General features: G+C 59.7%; 20 protein-coding genes. 7 read left to right on the forward strand and 13 right to left on the reverse strand.

The window, feature by feature from the left end:
- Window positions 1-2 precede the first annotated feature (2 nt).
- The 7 genes from OO306_RS02645 to OO306_RS02675 all read right to left on the reverse strand — a co-directional run bounded on the left by OO306_RS02645 (window position 3) and on the right by OO306_RS02675 (window position 4,809).
- A complete protein-coding gene (locus tag OO306_RS02645; RefSeq protein ID WP_182375339.1) occupies window positions 3-755 on the reverse strand; it encodes an SDR family oxidoreductase in 753 nt (250 codons plus the stop codon).
- 1 nt (window position 756) lies between these two features.
- Window positions 757-1,917: an FAD-dependent oxidoreductase gene (locus OO306_RS02650; RefSeq protein ID WP_182375338.1), complete on the reverse strand. Its 1,161-nt coding sequence runs from the start codon at window positions 1,915-1,917 to the stop codon at window positions 757-759.
- Entirely contained in the window at window positions 1,914-2,582 is a 669-nt protein-coding gene (locus OO306_RS02655) for a cupin domain-containing protein (protein WP_182375337.1), read from the reverse strand. The genes OO306_RS02650 and OO306_RS02655 overlap by 4 nt, the downstream gene beginning before the upstream one ends.
- A 72-nt stretch (window positions 2,583-2,654) precedes the next feature.
- The gene (locus tag OO306_RS02660) at window positions 2,655-2,999 is read right to left on the reverse strand and encodes a carboxymuconolactone decarboxylase family protein (protein WP_232535919.1); all 345 of its coding nucleotides are present in this window, start codon (window positions 2,997-2,999) and stop codon (window positions 2,655-2,657) included.
- A gap of 111 nt (window positions 3,000-3,110) precedes the next feature.
- On the reverse strand, window positions 3,111-3,668 hold the full coding sequence (locus OO306_RS02665) for an OsmC family protein (RefSeq protein ID WP_182375335.1): 558 nt from the start codon (window positions 3,666-3,668) through the stop codon (window positions 3,111-3,113).
- 10 nt (window positions 3,669-3,678) lie between these two features.
- Entirely contained in the window at window positions 3,679-3,960 is a 282-nt protein-coding gene (locus OO306_RS02670) for a hypothetical protein (RefSeq protein WP_182375334.1), read from the reverse strand.
- A 75-nt stretch (window positions 3,961-4,035) separates the two neighbouring features.
- Window positions 4,036-4,809 carry an SDR family NAD(P)-dependent oxidoreductase gene (locus tag OO306_RS02675; RefSeq protein ID WP_182375333.1) on the reverse strand — a complete coding sequence of 258 codons (774 nt, stop codon included), beginning with the start codon at window positions 4,807-4,809 and terminating at the stop codon, window positions 4,036-4,038.
- Window positions 4,810-5,114: 305 nt separating this feature from the next.
- Here OO306_RS02675 and gcvA point away from each other — a divergent pair, with 305 nt between their 5' ends.
- On the forward strand, window positions 5,115-6,029 hold the full coding sequence (gcvA, locus tag OO306_RS02680; RefSeq protein ID WP_182375332.1) for a transcriptional regulator GcvA: 915 nt from the start codon (window positions 5,115-5,117) through the stop codon (window positions 6,027-6,029).
- Between the two features lie 194 nt (window positions 6,030-6,223).
- On the opposite strand, the gene OO306_RS02685 is transcribed toward gcvA, so the two are convergent.
- Window positions 6,224-7,147, reverse strand: a complete 924-nt coding sequence (locus tag OO306_RS02685) for a LysR family transcriptional regulator (RefSeq protein WP_079228439.1) — start codon at window positions 7,145-7,147, stop codon at window positions 6,224-6,226.
- Between the two features lie 136 nt (window positions 7,148-7,283).
- Between OO306_RS02685 and OO306_RS02690 the strand changes: the two genes are divergently transcribed.
- The 3 genes from OO306_RS02690 to OO306_RS02700 all read left to right on the forward strand — a co-directional run bounded on the left by OO306_RS02690 (window position 7,284) and on the right by OO306_RS02700 (window position 10,632).
- Window positions 7,284-8,414: a metallophosphoesterase gene (locus OO306_RS02690; protein ID WP_265967586.1), complete on the forward strand. Its 1,131-nt coding sequence runs from the start codon at window positions 7,284-7,286 to the stop codon at window positions 8,412-8,414.
- A 21-nt stretch (window positions 8,415-8,435) separates the two neighbouring features.
- The gene (locus OO306_RS02695) at window positions 8,436-9,311 is read left to right on the forward strand and encodes an SDR family oxidoreductase (RefSeq protein ID WP_079228441.1); all 876 of its coding nucleotides are present in this window, start codon (window positions 8,436-8,438) and stop codon (window positions 9,309-9,311) included.
- A gap of 85 nt (window positions 9,312-9,396) precedes the next feature.
- Window positions 9,397-10,632: an MFS transporter gene (locus OO306_RS02700; protein ID WP_079228442.1), complete on the forward strand. Its 1,236-nt coding sequence runs from the start codon at window positions 9,397-9,399 to the stop codon at window positions 10,630-10,632.
- Between the two features lie 700 nt (window positions 10,633-11,332).
- Here the strand turns inward: OO306_RS02700 and OO306_RS02705 are convergent.
- From OO306_RS02705 to OO306_RS02725, 5 genes are all read right to left on the reverse strand, one after another.
- A complete protein-coding gene (locus OO306_RS02705; protein WP_265967587.1) occupies window positions 11,333-11,770 on the reverse strand; it encodes a heme-binding protein in 438 nt (145 codons plus the stop codon).
- Entirely contained in the window at window positions 11,763-13,145 is a 1,383-nt protein-coding gene (locus tag OO306_RS02710; protein ID WP_265967588.1) for an amidohydrolase family protein, read from the reverse strand. The genes OO306_RS02705 and OO306_RS02710 overlap by 8 nt, the downstream gene beginning before the upstream one ends.
- Before the next feature lie 108 nt (window positions 13,146-13,253).
- Complete coding sequence (locus tag OO306_RS02715) at window positions 13,254-14,177, reverse strand: LysR family transcriptional regulator (protein WP_265967589.1); 924 nt, start codon at window positions 14,175-14,177, stop codon at window positions 13,254-13,256.
- Complete coding sequence (locus tag OO306_RS02720) at window positions 14,159-14,548, reverse strand: Rieske 2Fe-2S domain-containing protein (RefSeq protein WP_265967590.1); 390 nt, start codon at window positions 14,546-14,548, stop codon at window positions 14,159-14,161. The genes OO306_RS02715 and OO306_RS02720 overlap by 19 nt, the downstream gene beginning before the upstream one ends.
- Window positions 14,549-14,612: 64 nt before the next feature.
- The gene (locus OO306_RS02725) at window positions 14,613-15,740 is read right to left on the reverse strand and encodes an FAD-dependent oxidoreductase (RefSeq protein WP_265967591.1); all 1,128 of its coding nucleotides are present in this window, start codon (window positions 15,738-15,740) and stop codon (window positions 14,613-14,615) included.
- A gap of 219 nt (window positions 15,741-15,959) precedes the next feature.
- Between OO306_RS02725 and OO306_RS02730 the strand changes: the two genes are divergently transcribed.
- The 3 genes from OO306_RS02730 (at window position 15,960) to OO306_RS02740 (ending at window position 19,352) form a co-directional block, all read left to right on the forward strand.
- A complete protein-coding gene (locus OO306_RS02730) occupies window positions 15,960-16,883 on the forward strand; it encodes a LysR family transcriptional regulator (RefSeq protein ID WP_238214175.1) in 924 nt (307 codons plus the stop codon).
- 353 nt (window positions 16,884-17,236) lie between these two features.
- On the forward strand, window positions 17,237-18,394 hold the full coding sequence (locus OO306_RS02735) for a S9 family peptidase (RefSeq protein WP_238214173.1): 1,158 nt from the start codon (window positions 17,237-17,239) through the stop codon (window positions 18,392-18,394).
- Window positions 18,395-18,416: 22 nt separating this feature from the next.
- On the forward strand, window positions 18,417-19,352 hold the full coding sequence (locus OO306_RS02740; RefSeq protein ID WP_265967592.1) for a VOC family protein: 936 nt from the start codon (window positions 18,417-18,419) through the stop codon (window positions 19,350-19,352).
- The last annotated feature ends 79 nt before the right edge of the window (window positions 19,353-19,431 follow it).

The raw sequence follows: 19,431 nt of genomic DNA on the forward strand, positions 1-19,431 counted from the left end.
GGTCAGAGTTGTGCGAAGCCGCCATCCACAACGATTTCGGCACCCAGCATGTAGCGCGACTCGTCGCTGGCCAGGAACAGGACGGCTTGAGCAACTTCGAGCGGTTCGCCCATGCGCCGCGCAGGGATCCGTAGGGACATCTGCCGTTTGGTCTCGGCCAGTTGCTCAGGAGTAGCGCCTTCCAACTCGAAAATCGGTGTGTCTATGGCACCTGGGCTGACGGCGTTGACGCGAATCTTGCGATCCATCACCTCGCACGACCATGAACGGGCGAAGGAGCGCACTGCAGACTTGCTGGCGGCCAGCGCCGAGAAGCTACTCATGCCTACGGCGTTGAGCCAGGCGGAGTTGAGAATCACCGAGGCCCCTTCACGAAGCACGGGGACGACTGCCTGCATGGAGAAGAACAGGCCTTTCACATTGACGGCCATCAGCTCGTCGAAGCGTGCCTCGTCGGTGCTCAGCAGCGGCGTCGAGTACGCCACACCGGCATTTCCGAAGAAGATGTCCAGGCCGCCGTCGCCAAATGCGTCGGCCACCTCTTGAGCCATGCGCTGCATGTCCTCGCGCAATCGAACATCGGCCTGGATGGTGATGACATCGCCACCCAGCGAGGCACGAGCCTGGGCGAACTTCGCGGCATCACGCCCGGTGATGGCGACACGTGCACCTTCACGTAGAAAGAGTTCGGCGGTTACCAGGCCGATGCCACTTGTGCCGCCGGTGATCAGCGCGGTCTTACCTTGCAATCTCATATCAGCTCCTCGAAGGACATGGCGTGGGTGCAGCGGCAAGTGCATGCAGCGCCTGAACGCCCAGGCGGGCCGCCTCTACGGCGCCAGCCAGGTATCCAGGAAACTGTGGCGACCACTCACTGGCGATACCCGTCAGGCATCCATGCCAGGGCCCGGAAGAGGCGCTGGCGCAGGGAGCGGCTGCATGCTGGGACATCGCATTCACATCGGCATTGGTGGCCGTATAAGGGTCATGCGCCCAGTCTTTTATGAATTCGGCCTTAGGCGTCGCCGCTGCGGGGCCGAACATTCGGGTTAGTTGTTCACGGCAGACCTCTCGCAGCATCTCGTCAGGGATCTTGCTGCGTGTGCTCGCAGGCACGCCGAAGAAGCCGAACAGTGCCGGGCTGCCGCCAGGCATGGAGGCATCATGGATTTCCCCAAGAGGTCCTCGCATGCTGCGGGCCTCGCCGGAAAGCCCCTGGTCACGCCAGAACGGCGTGTCATAGATCGCGATGTACTTGGCGTGAGGAGCCATCCACGTCGCGGTCGTTCTCCATTGCCTGGCAAGTTCGGCTGGCAGGGCAGGCTCAAAGGCGATGGCGCTTTCGAGCAAGCGTGGCGGTAGTGCCAGCAGCACGTGCTCGGCACGCCAGGTGGTCACCAGGCCGTTACCGGCATGGCTGTCAATTTCGACATGGGTGTCATGCTTGCGAAGCCGGCGCACGGTCTGGCCGGAGACTATTTTCCGTGGGTTCACCCTGCGAAGCAGAGCCTCGACCAAGGCACCCATGCCACCGACCAGGCGCATGGATGGCGGCGAGTTGGCGTAACCACGCATGCGTACAGCTGGGCCTTCATACGAACGCTCGACAACCATGTCGCCGGCATCAAACTGTTCGAATCGCTCAAGCCCCAACGCATCGACCAGTTGATCAAGCTCTTCCTGGTAGTCAGGCCAGAACCATGTAGGCCCCAGATCGAAGCGATCAAAGGTGCTGTTCGTTGACGAGTGCCAGACGGCCTGGCCCTCGGCATTGATGGATGAAATGCGCCCGCCAAGCTCATCTCGAGCCTCCAGAACAACAAAGTCATTGATGCCCTGGCGCTGCAATAGATAGGCCGCATGCAGCCCGCTCAACCCGGCGCCAACAATGGCAATGTGGGTGGTTTGCTTGGTCATGCCTCTACCTCCGGATGAACCAGATGGCCGGTTTTCAGGTAAACGGTGGTTCCCTGTTTGCCGGCAACGACATCCAGGTGTTGTCCCGCAGGCAGTCGTAGCCAGGAGCCGCTCTCATAGGTCAGTCCGCCAGCCGTTACGCTGCCCTCCAACACCAGAAGCTCGAAACCCTGCAGTAGCCGTTTGAAGAGCAGCTCGTTCGCGCCGAGACGATGCAAGCTCACCTGTTCCGATTCGTCAGCGAACAACGGGCACACCTCACGCGAACCCTGGCGATGCCAGTTGGACGGGTCTCGGGTATTGATGCGCACACGGTGGTGCTCGTTGTCGGGCATCTGCTGCAACTTCACGAAGAGGGTGGTGCCCTCGGCACTGGACGGCCGGTGGCTGGAGCCAGGCGGATTGCGCAGATACCAACCCGCTGGATAGTCCGCACCCTCGTCAGAGAAAGTGCCCGACAGCACCAGGATCTCCTCCCCACCAGGGTGCTGGTGGCTAGGGAAGAAGGAGTTCGGCGCATAGCGCACGATGCTGGTGGCTCGTGCTTTCTCTGCACCGACACGATCCAGCATCACGCGGTCGACACCCGCCTGGGGCGAAGCAACCCACTGGTATTCGTGTGGCGCAACAACAGCGGCGCGAGTGAAGTCGGCATTGATCAACATACGGATTATCCAAACGGGGATGCGAGAACGCCGATCACCTCTACAGAGGCGACCGGCCCTCATCGATACGACTTATTGCTTGCCTGGCAGCTGCTGGTATGCCTCGACGACACGCGCCGAGTAGGTCAGTGCTGCGCCGGCATTCAGCGCAATGGCTACGCCCAGCGCCTCGGTGATTTCCTCGATGGAAGCACCGTGCTCGACAGCCTTCTTGGTGTGGACGGATATGCAGCCGTCGCAGCGAGTGGTGATAGCCACAGCCAATGCGATCAGCTCATGGATCTTCGGATCCAGGTGGCCAGTTTTGACGGCCGCATTGTCGATGGTCATCAGGCCACGCATAACGTCAGGGCTCTGTTTGGCATAGTCGCCTACGCGTTCCAGCAGGGATTCGCGGTAGGCATTCCAGTCTTGCATCATGGTTATTCTCCAAGGATTGGTTGAGGCCAGAGGTGAGGTCACGACAGGCCGGGTGTTGGTCATTCCAGCAATGGGTTTGCCGATTGCTGGAGATGCCACAGGGCTAATTCAGTTAACGAGAGTGGTGACGACATCGACCGGGCGCACCAAGGTGCCGCGTATCGGTGATGCCTGTTCCACTGCAGAGATCAGGGCCTGCAGTTGCTCGGGGGTGGCGTTTGGCGACTTGGCGTGCACCTTCACGCGCACCTGGTTGATTCCAGGCGCTACGCTCGGATCGACCCCGAAGAACGCAGCCAGATCCACGTCGCCCTCAAGCTCCAGTCGAACGCTCTCGAGCTCAATCCCGCGCTGTGCTGCAGTCATTGCGATGGTGACCGTGTAGCAAGAGGCGAGCGCTTGCAGTACGTACTCGACAGGACTGGCGCCGGTGTCCGTGCCCAGTGGAACAGGCTCGTCGCTGACGAGCGTGAAGCGTCCGGCGCGAGCTTCATCAGGCTGCCCGCCCATGACTGCAGCTCCAGTGGTTGCAGTCATCTTGCTGCCGCCGTCCCACGTCCCGTTCAGGGACAGCGTGAACTTGGTGTTTTCGCGATTGGCTCGACCGGCGTTGCCAGCTTCCACCAGGGCGTTCAGATCAACGCCGTTGAGCAAAGCAGTTTTCATCACAGGATCCTCAGATAGCGGTGTAGATACGCACGTCTGGTTCGACAACGAGCATCGGCTTGAGACCACCGACTACGTCTGCGGTGAACAACTCGCTTTGCAGGTAGGCATTGGCGCTCTCCAGCGTGTCGAAGCCATGCAGCACCTGTACGTCTTCGTCACGTACCAGCAGCGTCTTGGACTTCGCACCTTGGATCTGCTCCAGGAACGGCGCCCTGTACTTTTGGTAGATGCAGGCAGCTGCAGCACGATTGGTGCGCTCGATCATGAGCGTGATCTGCAGATAGACCATGTGGGTTACTCCAGATTTACGATTTGGGTGGTTCAGCGTGTCCAGTTGCCGATCCCTGGCAACTGAGCTCAGGACTTAGTTGCGACCAGCCATGACACCGCCGTCGACGTCCCAGATGGCACCGGTAACCCAGCTGGCTTGCTCGGAGAGAAGGAAGGCAATTACGCCGGCCACGTCCTGCGGAGTGCCAACACGACCAATCGGGTGGAAGCTGTTGAAGCCCTGCAGAGCGCTATGCACTTCTGCTTTCGGAATGAAGCCTTCGTAGATCGGGGTCTGCACAACTGCCGGGGAAACGGCATTCACGCGGATGTTCTTCGAAGCGAGCTCCATTGCCAGGTGCTGAGTCAGGGAGTGCAGGCCGGCCTTCGCCATGGAGTAGGCGGAAGACGGGGTAGCGGCGATTGCCTGCTTGGCCCACATAGAGCCGATGTTCACGATGGCGCCAGGACGGTTCTGCTCAACCAGGTTGGCGGCAACCTGTTGGGTGATGAAGAAGGTCGCCTTGTTCAGCTTCATGTACTGGTCGTAGTCCGCGTCCTGGTGCTCCAGGAAGGGTTTCGGGAAGAACACACCAGCAGCGTTCACCAGCATGTCGATATCCGAGTGCTGCTCGCTGATGGACTTGATCAGTTTGGCCAGGCCTTCGTCGCTGGTCAGATCTGCAGTGAGAGCAGCCACGTTGCCCAGAGTGGAGAGGTCTTTACGAGCCTCTTCGGTTTTTTCCGGACGGTTACCGACGATGACTACGCTACCGCCCTCGGAGAGAAACTGGCGTGCAGTTTCCAGACCCATGCCGCTGGTGCCACCGACGACCAGCAGTTTCTTACCGTTGAATTGGTTGCTCATTGGGAGACCTCTTTACACCTGCCTACGGCAGGAACCTTGTTAACGGGGATTGGGGCGAGTCACTTGCCGAAGACGCCATCTCCGGCAGGCAGTTCGTGCCCTCTATGGGCCAGTGCAACGTTGGGTGTCTGGAAGCTGTAGATCAGGAAGAAAAACTTTCCATCTCAGCTAGAATCCAAGAACTTCCCGCTGACTTCGGGTGGCTAAGCCACAGCACCCTTGGCCTTGGAGCGAATCTTCCTCGCTTCCAAATCCGCCAACAAACGAGATAAAGTGTCTCACAACTAAAGAAATTCTTTATCGACATGAAGGCTCCAGTACATCTCAACGCACTGCGCGCATTCGAAGCCAGTGCCCGCCATCAGAGCTTTTCGGCAGCAGCAGCCGAGCTGCATGTCACGCCGGCAGCGGTTGGCCAGCTCGTGCGCACACTCGAGAATTGGTTGGGCATTCCTTTGTTTATCCGCAGTACCAGCGGCAAAGCGCGGCTGATCGCAACGGAAGCAGCCGAGCGCGCTCTGCCGGATATCCGAGCAGGCTTCGACAGGCTGACCCTGGGGATGGAGCGGCTTCAGGAGGGATCGATCAGTGGAGTGCTTACCGTGGCCGTGAGCCCGGCCTTCGCTGCGAAGTGGCTGCTGCCACGCATCGACCGCTTCCAGGCGATCTGCCCTGATACGGATGTGCGGCTAGACACCAACCTCAAGCCGGTGGATTTCGTTACTCAGCAAGTTGACATCGGCGTGCGCTATGGAACGGGCAAGTGGCCAGGGCTAGCCGCCGAGAAGATGATGGATGAAGAGATTTACCCTGTTTGCTCGCCGCAATTGCTGCGAGAGCACTGGCGCCTGCAGAAGCCCAGTGACCTGATCCAGGAGATGCTGATCCACGATCTGTCGATGGATAACCACTCAGGCTTCCCGAGCTGGGAGACCTGGATGCAACAAGCTGGCGTGGCGGATACGACCACTCTTCGCGGCATGAAAATCAACAACTCTGCTGCTGTATTGCAGGCCGCTGCCGAAGGGCACGGAGTCGCCCTTGCACGGAGTGTTATGGCGCGTGATGACTTGGCGAGCGGCCGCCTGGTTCGGCTGTTTCCAGAGATCAGCGTCGCATCAGAGCTGGCTTACTACGTTGTCTATCGTCCGGAATGCGCTAGCTTGCCAAGGCTGACGACCTTCCGAGACTGGCTGTTAGCAGAAGCTGCGCAAACCTAGATCCTGACCGTCCGCTTATGGCCGTTTGCTGCCAGTGGTGAAGGGCAGCTATGGGTCGTAAGCTGCCAGTCGTTAATAGCTGCATCCACCCATAGCAGCCCAGCAATCGGCCATAAGTAGATGCTGGCAAGGCCTTTGGGGCCTCAAGTATTGAATGTTCCCTTGCTGCTGGTGAGCAACAGCTCTACGACTAGCTACCAAGTGGCTGAGTTCGTGCGTAACAAGTCTATTAACTCACGCAGACCTGGAGGCATTTGCCGGCGACCTGGGTAGTAGATGTGGAATGCTGGCTCAATGGGCGCCCAGTCAGGTAATACGACCTGAAGCTCTCCTCGCGATATGTAATCTGCAATGCGCTCCTCCGGGCAGTACGTAACTCCTCTGTCCAATAGCGCCATCTGAATACCAAGCTCGGTTTCGTTCACACAAAGCTGTCCGGGTACCTCAATCACTCGGTGATCGCCTTCCTTCTCGAAGTCCCAGCGATAGATGACTCCTTGGCCGGTACGAATCTGTATGCAGTTATGGTTCTTCAGATCCTCCGGCACCAGGATCCGCGATGTCCGGTTGAGGTAGCGAGGCGATGCCACTGCAACCCAGCGCAACTGATCGCTGATAGGCACAGCAATAAAGTCTTCAGCGATCGTCCCGCCATACCTGATACCCGCATCAAACCCGGCAGCCAGGATGTCCACCATCCGATCATCTACTGCGACCTCGACTGACACATCCGGATAGGCCTCCAGGTACTTCGGCAGCCACCGATTGAAGAGCAGTCGTGCGCCGTCACTGAGGACGTTGATACGCAGGCGACCTGCCGGACGGTCGCGATGCCGATCTACTTCCGCTAGCGCCCCTCCAATCTCCTGAAAGCCAACAGCCAGGCGCTTCGCCAAGGTCGCACCGGCGTCTGTCGGAGAGACAGTTCGGCTGGTTCGGTTGAGCAGCCTAACTCCCAGGCGGGACTCCAGATTTCGAATCGAGTGGCTGAGCGCGGACGTGGTGATACCCAGTTCAACGGCTGCCTTGGAGAAGCTGCGATGGCTCTCCACCGCAAGAAAGGAGTTCAGATCGGCTAGGTCGGCTCGTGAAAGCTTTGTGGTTGGAAGTAGCGGCATCTGGACGGTCTCTATGTTGAGCCATTCTCAATGACTTATGGAGAAAGCTTAAACAAAGCTGCTCCCTCTACAGAGTACCATTAAACAAATTCAACGATAGTTGATCTGAGCCCCCATCCCTAGAAGAGTTGCTCCCGTGTTTCACGTCTATCTTGTCCTTGCTTACCTATACGTCCTGTGGCGTTTCATTATCCCGTTACCGATCTCGAAGGGCGGACGTGCTTCCCTGGCTGTCGTCCTGCTACTGGTATCGAAGTACCACCTGATTCAGATCTGGGTGTTCGGAACCATGTTCTCGCCCGAGATGCCGCGGTGGGCAGTGTTGGTCGCCGGTTGGGCTTTCTGCTCGTTCGTTCTGTTGTTCGTCTTTGTGGTGCTGGCAGATTTGGCCAACGGCGTTCTGTCAGTCCTGCGGATACGTGCCGCCAAAAAGCTGGTAAGACACAGCAGTCGGTACCTGGCCGCATCTGTCGCCCTTCTTCTGTCGGCATTTGGCGTGTACCAAGCGGCGCAGGTGCCAGGTGTTCGCACAGTGGAAGTCAGGATCAAGAATCTGCCACAAGCGATGGATGGCCTACGCGTGGTGCATCTGACAGATCTGCACATCAGCAAACTTTTCCAGGCGCCCTGGGTAGATGCAGTTGTCAGTCGTACCAATGCACTCAATCCCGACCTGATTCTGATCACAGGCGATCTGATTGACGGGACAACCACTGATCGCAAGCTCGATGTAGCTCCCCTGGCAGGGCTGAATGCCCGCCTCGGCATCATCGGCATTCCAGGCAATCACGAGTACTACTTCAACGAGCTCCAGTGGCACGCCAAGTTCGAGCGCCTCGGCATACAAATGCTGCTGAACGAGCACGTAGTGATTGGGGCAGGCAGCGAGTTGCTGGTCATAGCCGGTGTCACCGACGAAGCCGCCGCTCAATTCGGAATGGCTGGGCCGAACCTGAATGCCGCTCTCAAGGGGGGGCCAGCAACAGCCCCTGTCATCCTCCTCAAACATCGACCAGCCGGTGCAGATCGCTCCGCCCAAGCGGGTATAGCACTGCAGCTCTCCGGTCACACCCACGGCGGAATGATCAAGGGACTGGATCAGATAGGCCGCTACGCCAACGAAGGTTTCGTCTCCGGTGCATACCAGGTCGGGGCGATGACGCTCTACACGAGCAATGGAGCTGGCCTCTGGAATGGATTCCCCATTCGTCTTGGCGTGCCAGCAGAGATCACCGAAATCGTTCTTCGCGTGGACTCGTCCACCTAATCCCAATTCAGGAGATTACCCATGGATCATCCAGCTATTCGCCAAAACAGAGTTGCGGTCATCACCGGCGCTGCAGTCGGGATCGGCTATGCAATCGCTAGTCGCCTATCCCAACTGGGGATGAAGGTCGTTTTGTTCGACAAGGACGAAGCCGCGCTCGATGTTGCAGTACGGTCGCTCTACAACAAAGACCATAGTGCTCAGATAGCTACTGTGACCGGAGATGTGACCTCTCCCAGTGCATTGCAGGAGCTGCTTACCGTAGCCCATGAGCTCGGCGAGGTGTCTTTAGTGGTCAACAACGCTGCCATCTCGAAAGGGGCAGGCCCGTGGAACGACCAAGATCAGTGGCGCAAGACGATGGAGATCAACTTCTGGGCCGTATTGGCAGTTCAGCAGTTGTTCGTCGACCATCTGCTCGCTCAAGACTATCCAGCTGCAATAGTGAATGTTGGCTCAAAGGAGGGAATAACTACTCCTCCAGGAAATACCGCCTACTCCGTCTCGAAGATCGCCGTGAAAGTGCTGACCGAGCACCTTGAGCACGAGCTCCGCGAGCGTACCCATGGCCGTGTATCTGCCCATCTACTGATTCCCGGCTACACGTTCACACCGATGAACTTTCCAGGCATGGCTGCCGACTCCGCAAAGCCCAGCGCTCCATGGTCGGCCGATGAGGTTGTCGCTCGCCTGCTGGAGGGATTGATTCGTAGCGATTTCTACATCTTCTGCGAGGACAACGAAGTCAGTCACGAGTTGGATCAGCGACGCATGCAGTGGAACGCAGACGACCTTATCCACAACCGCCCCGCTTTATCTCGATGGCATCCCGAATATCGCGATCAGTTCAACGCGTACATCTCTGATGTAGCCCCACCGCGCCAAGTCCAAGCGTAGTGAACTGAAGCGCAACACCTTTTTATTGCTCCTTTCCACTGCCCACCCTTTGCAGGTGTGGGCATCTTTTTTCCGAGAACTTTCGATGAATACAATATCCAGCGCTTCACCGAGCCCCTCTGGCAGCTCAGAAATTCACGCTCCGCATGGCGTAGCAACCGCAATCGTTGCCCTCGGGCTTGGAGGCCTTTTCATCGGTACCGGTGAGTTCGCTTCGATGAGTCTCTTGCCTGATCTCGCCGAAAGCACCGGAGTGTCTATACCAACGGCAGGCAGCTACATCAGCGCGTATGCGCTGGGTGTGGTGGTCGGCGCTCCGCTGATCGCGATCCTGGCCGCACGCTCGTCTCGGAAAGCGCTTCTGATTGCCCTCATCGCATTGTTTGCCATTGGCTACGCCGCCAGTGCCGTGGCATGGGATCACTTCAGTCTGCTGGGTGCCCGGTTTCTGGCTGGCTTACCTCATGGTGCTTACTACGGGGTTGCCTGCCTGGTGGCCGCTGCCATGGTGGGCGACGGGCGAAAGGCACAAGCGGCGGGATATGTAATGGCCGGTCTGGCGGCTGCCAACGTGATCGGTGTGCCCGCGGCGACCTGGATAGGCCAGACCTTCGGCTGGAGAGCAGCGTTTGGATCTCTCGCTGTAGCCGGTATCGCCACAGTGTTCTTGTTCTGGCTGTACGTTCCGTCGGTACCTCGTGATCCAAACGCCAGCCCTAAGGCCGAGCTGAGCGGACTCAAGCGGCCATTGATATGGCTGACGCTAGCAACTGCCTCGATCGGCTTCGGCGGCATGTTCGCGGTGTATAGCTACATCACTCCAACGCTCACAGAGGTGACAGGCTTCTCGATCAGCCAAGTACCAATGGTGTTGGCCTTCTGGGGTGTTGGCATGATCGCCGGCAACCTGATCGGCGGCTGGTTAGCGGACCGTGGGCTGATCCGAGCCATCTTCGCCATCATGCTCTGGAACGTGGTTTTCCTAGCTTTGTTCTCTTTGTTCGCTCCGTCGAAAGTCGGGACGCTCGCGATCCTGTTCCTGGTCGGCTGCGGCTTCGCTCTGGTACCCGCTCTACAGGTGCGTTTGATGAATGTTGCCGGAGACGCACAGACACTTGCTGCCGCCCTCAATCACAGCGCCTTCAATATCTCGAACGCGGTGGGGGCGAGCCTCGGAGGGATCTCTATCGCTATGGGGCTAAGCTGGTCATCAACAGGGTGGGTAGGTGCCCTGCTTGCGCTCCTGGGCATCGTTGCGATGGCCATTTCCGTGATGGTGGAGAGCGACAAGAACCACATCGCAGCCAAAGTAATCCCATGATCAATCCGAATTGTCTGCCGATGAGATTCTGGCCATTGCTGCCCTCGACAAAGACCTCCGCTTGGGGCCAGATCCTGTCTTACTCGACTAAGGCTGGGCTTGGCAGTCTCCTTCCGACCGAAAGCCTTCCTCCGCAAATGGCCGCTATGGGTCGTTGGCTGCCGTTCACGATTTTGGATACCGATCATTTCTATTCTTCGTTATATTGGGTCTGATAAGCACAGGTTATCCGTACCTACTGCAGCGTTTAGCGATGAAATTGACAGAACCAGCACAGATGCCCTCCTCCCAGCCGATGCAGCTTTGCGGTGAAGTCAGTTTCAACCAGCCAACCGGCCTGCTGCCTCAAACTCGCGGTCTTAGGCCAATGCATGATCGAGAAAACGGCTGGCTTATCGGTCCGCTTCGCTGGCGTTGCGCGTGCTTCTGCCTGGAAACGAGCAGCCATCATTGGCTTTGGTTCGCGTTCAGGTTTTCCATGCAACCTTGCGGATCTGAATGAACAGATGTTATTGCTGTTGAATCGCCCCTGGTTTCCTAGACACTCTCCAAGCTCAGAAAATAGCGTTTCTCATACTCTATTGGAGACAGCTGCATAGCACTGAAACTTTTTCAAATATCCGAGACTGAGTGCACCAAATAAGCGTATGAAATGAGAAAAGCCACCCAAGCCGCAGTGGCAAAAGTGGCTTTTTTCCTATCAACATGCCCCACTGTCGGGCATCAAGTTTGCCCCCAGCACACCGGCAATCGCACAGCGTTCATCGTTGTCGGAGCTGTCACCGCTGATACCGATAGCGCCGATCACTTCCCCTGCCCCGTTACGCACCAGCACCCCGCCGGGCACCGGAACCATATTGCCGCCGGCCAGGGCACTCAATGCATTGAAGAAGGCAGGAAGCGCTGCAGCACGACGGGCAAGTTCGCGGCCGCCAAAGCCCATGCCCAGCACTGATGCGGCCTTGCCCGACGCGATTTGCGGTCGCAGCAGGCTGGCGCGCTCGTCGCGTTTGAGCGCCAGCAGGTGACCGCCGGCATCCAGTACCGCAACACAAAGTGGCTGCAAGGATAACCGCCGGCCCTCTGCCAGCGCAGTGTCGACCATCTGCGACGCCAGTTCCAGGGTGAGCTTATTCATGCCGGCCTACCTCTTGCTCAGGTTCAGGTGCGCTGCGCTTGCCCATTTCCACGGCCCGTTGCCGGGTGTGAAGTTCGGCCCATTTCACCGTGTTGAAGTCACTGACCTTGTAGGGATCGTAGCCCGGTACCTGGGCCTCCACGCGATGCCCGCCTAGGTACACGTCACGTATGCGCTCGCGCTCCTGAAGAATCGAGACGTTCTGCAGGGGGGAGCCATCAACACAGATGAAGTCGGCGCGACGGCCCACCTCGATGGCACCCACCTGCTGCGACACGGGCATCATCCGCGCGGCAACCGAGGTTGCCGCGCGCAGTGCCTGGGCAGGGCTGAAACCCAACCAGTCGACAAAAATCTCGATTTCACGGGCGTGCCATTCACCGTAGGGAGTGATGGCGAAACCGCTGTCACTGCCGGTCATGAACGGCACACCGGCTTCCCGGGCGCGGCGCAAGTTGCGACAACCCACCTCGATCACACGGCGCTGCATCGCAGCGTAACCACAGCGGGTCGAAGGCTCGTAATCCTCGGCAAATTCGACGTTGTTGGCGAGCATGGTGAAGGTCGGAGCGAGGTGACTACCCGATTCGAGTATTGCCTCGATGCAGGCATCGTCCAGGAAAAAACCGTGGAAGATTACGTCCACCCCCGCCTTCGCCGCATACAGCACCGCTTCGCGGCCATAGGCATGCACGGCGACCTTTTTTCCAAGGCGGTGGATCTCCTCGACCATGGCGCGGGTCTCGTCCTGAGTGAACGCAGCGATATGTTCCCCGTTGGGGCGCATGTGCGGGCCGTCCATAGCGATCTTGATCAGGTCCACGCCGTCCTTGGCCTGGCGACGGATTTCCGCAATCTGCTCGTCGCGGGTAGCGCACAGGCGGCCAGAGAAATACTCAGGCGTACCGACCCAACTGGGGAACCAATCGTTCAGGCTCTGCCGGTTGGCGATTACATTGCTGCTGGCGGCAATGCGTGGGCCAGTGAACATACCGGCATTGATAGCGTTGCGTACGGCAATGCTGCAATGCCCGGCGTCACCCGGCACCACCACCGAGGTGTAGCCGGCGGCCAGTACATGCTGGGTAAAAAACAGACCGCGCAGGGCGCGAAATTCCGGCGAGACGTGCAGGTCGATGTCTTCCTCACTCTTGGCGTTGCCGAACACCAGATGGGTATGGACATCTACCAGGCCGGGCATGACGAAGTGTCCGCCAGTGTCAATCACGCGTTCGCCAGGCAATGGCGGCGGAGCGCTCTGACGAGGGCCGACATGGGTGAACACACCCTTTTCGATGATCAGCACCTGGTCGTGGCGAGCCTGATCCTCAAGGCCAGTAAAGAGGGTTTGGCAGTGAACGTGGCGTCTGGGCATGGCGGTCTTTCCTGTTGTTGTCGTGCCAATACGGTATTGGGCAGCCAATGCCTGAGGAAGTGAAGTTTGCTGCTAGCCGGCCATGACAGAAATTGATAGCCGTCGTGGTCAGCCCGCCACCTCCGCCAACAACTGGCGCAGCCAGACCAGCGCCGGGTCACTGTCTTGGTAGGCGTGCCATTGCATCACCTGCAGAGTGGCGGGAATGGCGAGTGGTGGTGGCAGCAGGCGCAGAGGAAAGCGCTGCGCATAGAGGTGCGCCAGGCGACTGTGCAGGGTCGATAGGCAGGGGCCGCCAACGATGAATTCCGGTATCAACGCGAACTGGTCCACAGCCACAGCCACCCGCCGCGCCAGCCCCTGGCTTGCGATAAATTCCGCTTCCATGCTGCCCTGGGCGCCTGCGCCGGTCTCGCGGACCACATGTGGCGCTTCCAAGTAATGCTCCAGCGTGAGGCCGTCCATCAGGGCGCAGTTATCCCTGCAGGCAATGACGCTGAAGCTGTCTTCGAACAACGGTTGTTGCGGATGACGCGCCGAGCCATGGGCAAGCGGCAGGATCACCAGGTCGCAGTGCCGGTGCTCCAGGGCCTCATCCACCAGGCTGCCCGGCTCGGCACCGCGCAGCGGCACCAGCGTGAGAAGTTGCAAGTCGACCTGGGGCGCAAGGCTGGCCAACCGTCGCATCAGCGCCGGCATGAGCACCGCGATCACATAATCCGACGCAATGATGCGGAACTTGCGGCGCGCCGCCCCCGGGTCGAAGCTTGCATTGGCGAAGGCAATGCCCCGCGCGTTTTCCAGTACCTGGTCGATACGTGGGTGCAGTGACTGCATCAGCGCCGTGGGCAGCATGGCGCCGCCCACGAGGACAAACAGCGGATCGTTAAAATGCTCCCGCAGGCGACCCAGGGCCGCGCTGACCGCTGACTGGGTCAGGTGCAGGCGCACCGCGGCACGCGTGACGTGCTGCTCGACAAACAAAGCGTCCAGCACCACCAGCAGGTTCAGGTCTAGTCCATGGAAGCGCACGCAATAGCCTCATCGTTTGCCCGAGGGCCACCCTCCTCCAGCCATACGTTTCCCGAAACGTCGACCTTTACCCTCAGTGCTTGCAGCGACTGGCCCTGACAGGGGCCGAGCACGCAGAAGCCGTTGTCGGGCTGAAACAGCGCACCATGAGCAAAGCAGACGATGTGCCGGCCATCGCCAGACATGAAGCGGTCCTTGCGGTACTGCATGGCCACGTCCAGGTGCGGGCACAGGTTTCGATAGACACGCACCTGGCCACGCCAGCGCAACGCAAGCACAGTGTCACGCCCCTGGGCCCAGGGGTCGAACCCACGTGCTAGGCCTTCCTGCAACTGGTCGTCGCGGCAAAGCAATGTCAAATCCTGGGACACAGAGACCTCGATAACTCAGGGGGTGAACGCGTAAACACCGGAATAGCCGCCACGGCTAGCAGTTTCAGATCGGTTCGGCGGTCAGCTTGAGCATCGCCTTGGTCAGCCCGATGCGATCGAACGTCGCGTCACGGGCCATTTCCTTCTCCCCGGCCGTGATCGAGTTCTCGCTGATGTACTTGCAGCGCTCAAAGCGGCGCGTCATGAAACGCTCAAGCCGCTCCTCCACCGAGCCGCTGCCGCACAGCTCCAGGCTCAGAACCAGTGCGTCCTCGATTGCCATCCCGGCGCCCTGCCCCAGATGCGGCGTGGTTGCATGAGCCGCGTCGCCAATCAGCAGCACACGGCCTTTGAACCAAGGTTCGTTGACGAACACCACTTCCATGGGTTTGTAGACCACCTGGCTGCTGTCGGTAATCTGCTCGCGCAGCTCGCCCACTAGGCCTGCGATCTTACTGATGCGGTCACGCATCAGTTCGGCCAACTGTGCCGGCTCATAGCGGGGGTTACCCGGCTCGTGGGAGGTGGAGAACATGTACATCAGGTCGTCGGACAGCGGTACCAGGCCGGCGTTGCCCTCAGCACCGACATAGCTCGCCAGATGATCAATGGAAGGATGTCTAGGAAAGTTGTAGCGCCACACGGCCTGCCCAGTGAAACGCGGCTTGTAGGTGTCGCCAAAGAGCATGCCGCGAATCTTCGAGTAAACGCCGTCGGCCCCTACAACCAAGTCGTAGCGAGCAGCGCTGCCATCGGTGAAGCTCACATCCACGCCGGCCGCGTCTTGTTGGAAGGATTCTACCGACAAGCCAAGGCGTACCTGGGTGCCAAGGTCGATCGCAGTGGTGCTCAGCACCTGGTGCAGAGACAGGCGCGAGATACCGACGTTGGCGGGATACTCCGGGCCGGCCAGGCGCTGGCCTGGGATGCGTACCAGGGCATTGCCCTGCAGATCGTAGATGCCAACATCCTCGAAGGCATAGGCCGCTTCGAGGTAGCCTTCGAGCACGCCGAGGCGGGCCATCTCTCGCACCACGTTGCTCTGCTGAATGATGCCGACACCATAGACGGTCCACTCGGACTTGATTTCCACCAGGTCGACCGCGATGCCCTGGCGGCGCAATGCGATGGCCGCGCAGAGGCCACCAATCCCGCCGCCGACTACGAGTACCTTGCTGATATCGCTGCTCATGGATGAATCCTTGTTCTTGTTGTGGGAGCGCAGGGTCGATCGCGAGCGTGACAACCCGAGCATTAACAGTGTTTTGACCGGGACCACGCCAGCGCGGCTGGATAGCACAACAACAGAGAGGCCCTTAGGAGCACAGGCTAGGAACGCAGGAACAATTTGACTAATCGTTAGTCGGGATGCAGGGTATCGCGAAAATAAATACAACAAGAGATGCCCGTGATGCGCTTTAAACACCTGGATTTGAACCTCCTGGTGGCGCTGGATGTACTGCTCGAAGAGCAGAACATCACCCGTGCCGCCACCCGCCTGCACATGACCCAATCGGCCACCAGCGGTGTGCTCGGACGCCTGCGGACCTACTTCGAAGATGACCTGCTAGTGCAGGTGGGCCGCAAGATGATGCCCACCCCACTGGCAAAGGAACTGGCGTTACCGGTTCGCGACGTACTGCTGAAAATCCAGACCTCCATCACCGCCAAACCGGTGCACGACATCTCCGAGAGTAAACGTCACTTCCGCATCATGGCCTCGGACTACCTGATCAGCGTGCTGTTCGCCGAAGCGATTCGCGAGATCAACCACGAAGCCCCGAACATCACCTTCGAACTCATCAGCCCCGGCCAGACCGCCATGGAAATGCTCATGCGCGGCGAAGTGGACCTGATGATCGCGCCAGAGCACTTCATCGTTAAGGAGCACCCCTCACAGCTCTTGTTCGACGAACAGCACGTCTGCGTGGTGTGCGCCGAGAACCACAGCATCGGCGAGCGCCTGACACTGGAACGCTACCTTGAGCTGGGCCATGTCGGCGTCGCCTTCGGGCGCAGCCGTACGCCCGGCATAGAGGAGTGGTTCATGAGCCAATACGGCTGCAAACGCCGCGTGGAAGTCATCACCCACGACTTCAATACCTTGGCGCAACTGGTCATTGGGACCCAACGCATCGCCACCATGCACAGCCGCCTGGCACGGCTTTATGCACGCAACCTGCCGCTGCGCATCTTGCCGCCGCCGGTGGAGCTGCCGGCCATGCAGGAATACATGAGTTGGCACCGCAGCCTGGACCGTGACCCCATGCTGCGCTGGCTGCGCGAAAAGCTGACGGAGATGGTCAGCCGCCCAGAGTCTGCCGTTACCGCTTGAGCCCCTCGGCATTCGGGGTCCCGCTACGGCCCCATCCCGGATGCGCCAACCAATCGATACTGGCGATGCGTGCCCTCAGCGTTCGCCATGCCTGCCGTCACGGCGGCACGCCAGGTATCTCGCAATCCGATAGCTGGCATCCGAACAAGCGATTTGTCCAATCCTTTGGCCCATGCGAGCTTGCGCAAGCTGCCCCAAGGGGCGGCCGACGCCCGCGCCACTGCCTGATGCGGGAGCGTTCACACCGGGTTGCCCGACTTGAGCCCTGCCGATCTGCGAACAGCGCCTCGGGCGATAGCCCTGGCTATGCAGGGTCGATGGCGGCCAGGACCAGAAGAAGGAAAAACAACAATATGTTCCGCTATTTCCCCACCAACTACGTTTGGAACCTCTCAGTAAACCTCGCTATTGAGATGGGCGCGCGCATCGGTGAAATCGTCGAAATGTGCGAACCGCTTCAGGAAGCCGCCAAGCAACCTGACGCCGCCGGAACCCGCGCCTTTCGAGAAGCCTGGTCGAAGACGGCCGACAAACTCTGTGACCTGGCCCGCGAGGACGAAGAGAAAGGCCGCCTGCTTTCGGCCGGCGAAAAGTACAACCGTGCCGCAACCTACTACCTCACAGGTGAACGGCTTCAAGCTCACGGCGCCCCAGGTCGCATGGAGCTTTACCAACGCTTCCTCGACACCTTCGCCCGCGGCATCGCGCTCTCCGGCGAGAACTGCGAGCGGGTCGAGATCCCCTATGAGGGCAAAGTCATTTCCGGGCTATTCATCCGTGCCGAAGGCGTACAGGGGCCGGCGCCTCTACTGCTGCAACTCAACGGCCTGGACTCCACGAAAGAAATGAAATACCGGGTTGGCCTGCCGGCCTGGCTCGCCAAGCGGGGCGTGTCATCGCTGGTTATCGACCAGCCGGGCACCGGCGAAGCCCTGCGCCTGCACGACCTGAAAGCCCGTTATGACGCCGAGCATTGGGGCAGCCGCGTGTTCGACTGGCTGGAAACCCGTGCGGATGTGGACCCCAAGCGCATCGGCTGCGAAGGCGTGTCGCTGGGCGGCTACTACTGCCCGCGTGTGGTGGCTTTCGAGCCGCGCTTTGCCTGTGGCGTGGTGTGGGGCGCCAACCACGACTGGCGCGACGTGCAAAAGCGCCGCCTGGAACGCGAAGGCAGCTTCCCGGTGCCGCATTACTGGGAGCACGTGCGCTGGGTCTGGGGCGGCAAAAACATCGACGAATTCATGACCATCGCCGAAAACGTCCACCTGGACGGCGTCGTGGAGCGGATCAAGGTGCCTTTCCTGGTCACCCATGGCGAGCAGGACTCACAGATCCCGCTCAAATGGGCCCACCGCACCTACGAACAACTGGTCAATAGCCCCAAGCGCGAACTCAAGATCTTCACCCCGCGCGAAGGCGGTGTGCAGCACTCCAGCTTCGATAACTCCATTAACGCCGGCCAGTACATCGCCGACTGGGTCGCCGAAAACCTCGGTGGTCGTACCGCCTGATAGACAAGAAGAGAAACCGACCATGAAAATCATCGGACCTGATTACCTTGTGTTCGGCGTCGACAACGTCGACGCCTGCGTGCAATACCTCACCGACTACGGTTTGAAGCCGGGCAAGCTGGACGAAGCCGGCGGCTACCTTGAGGCCCTGGACGGCACAGGCATTGAAATTCGCCACCGCGACGACCCACGCCTGCCCAAGGCCATGGAGACTGCGAACACCCTGCGCGAAACCGTTTACGGCGTAGCCGACGAAGCCACCCTGCAGGCCATCGAGGCCGAACTTTCCAAGGACCGCACCGTTGTGCGTGGGGAGGACGGCGTTTTACGCGTGGTGGACGACATGGGCTTCGCCCTGGGTTTTCGCATCACCCTGCGCCGCCCGTTGGCGATGCCCGGCGAAATAAGCAACGCCCCCGGCGCACAGCTGGGCCGCGCCATCAACTCGCTAGGCGCCAGCGACGACATGCCGGCTTTGCCACGCAGCCTGTCGCATGTGGTCTATTTCGTGCCTGACCAGGCCAAGGCAGAAGCGTTCTACACCCGCCTGGGCTTCGTCTGCACCGACCGCTTCGTCGACACCGGCCCCTTCCTGCGCCCGGCTGGCACCCAGGACCACCACACCCTGTTCCTGATCCAGACGCCGCCGTTCATGAAAGGTATCGAACACTTTACCTTTCACATGGGTGGCCCAACCGAGGTGATGATTGCCGGTACCCGCTTCGTCGAGAAAGGCTATGAGTCGTTCTGGGGGCCAGGGCGTCACCAGCTAGGGTCCAACTGGTTCTGGTACTTTAACAGCCCCATGGGCTGCCACGTGGAATACGACGCCGACATGGACCTGCATGACGAGCGCTGGACCGCGCGGGTTGCTGCGTCCGGTGCCGACAACTCGCAGTACTTCCTCTTCCACTACCAGGAAAAATGGGCCCCTGGCGGCCCGCCCCCCAAACATTGAGGGTGGGTGGCTCCACGAACGCTGACACGCCGTGAGCGGGTCGCCCCCTATACCCTGGGGCGACCCGCTCTTCGTTTCC

The organism is Pseudomonas sp. DCB_AW (assembly GCF_026240895.1).
GTDB classification, from domain to species: domain Bacteria; phylum Pseudomonadota; class Gammaproteobacteria; order Pseudomonadales; family Pseudomonadaceae; genus Aquipseudomonas; species Aquipseudomonas kermanshahensis.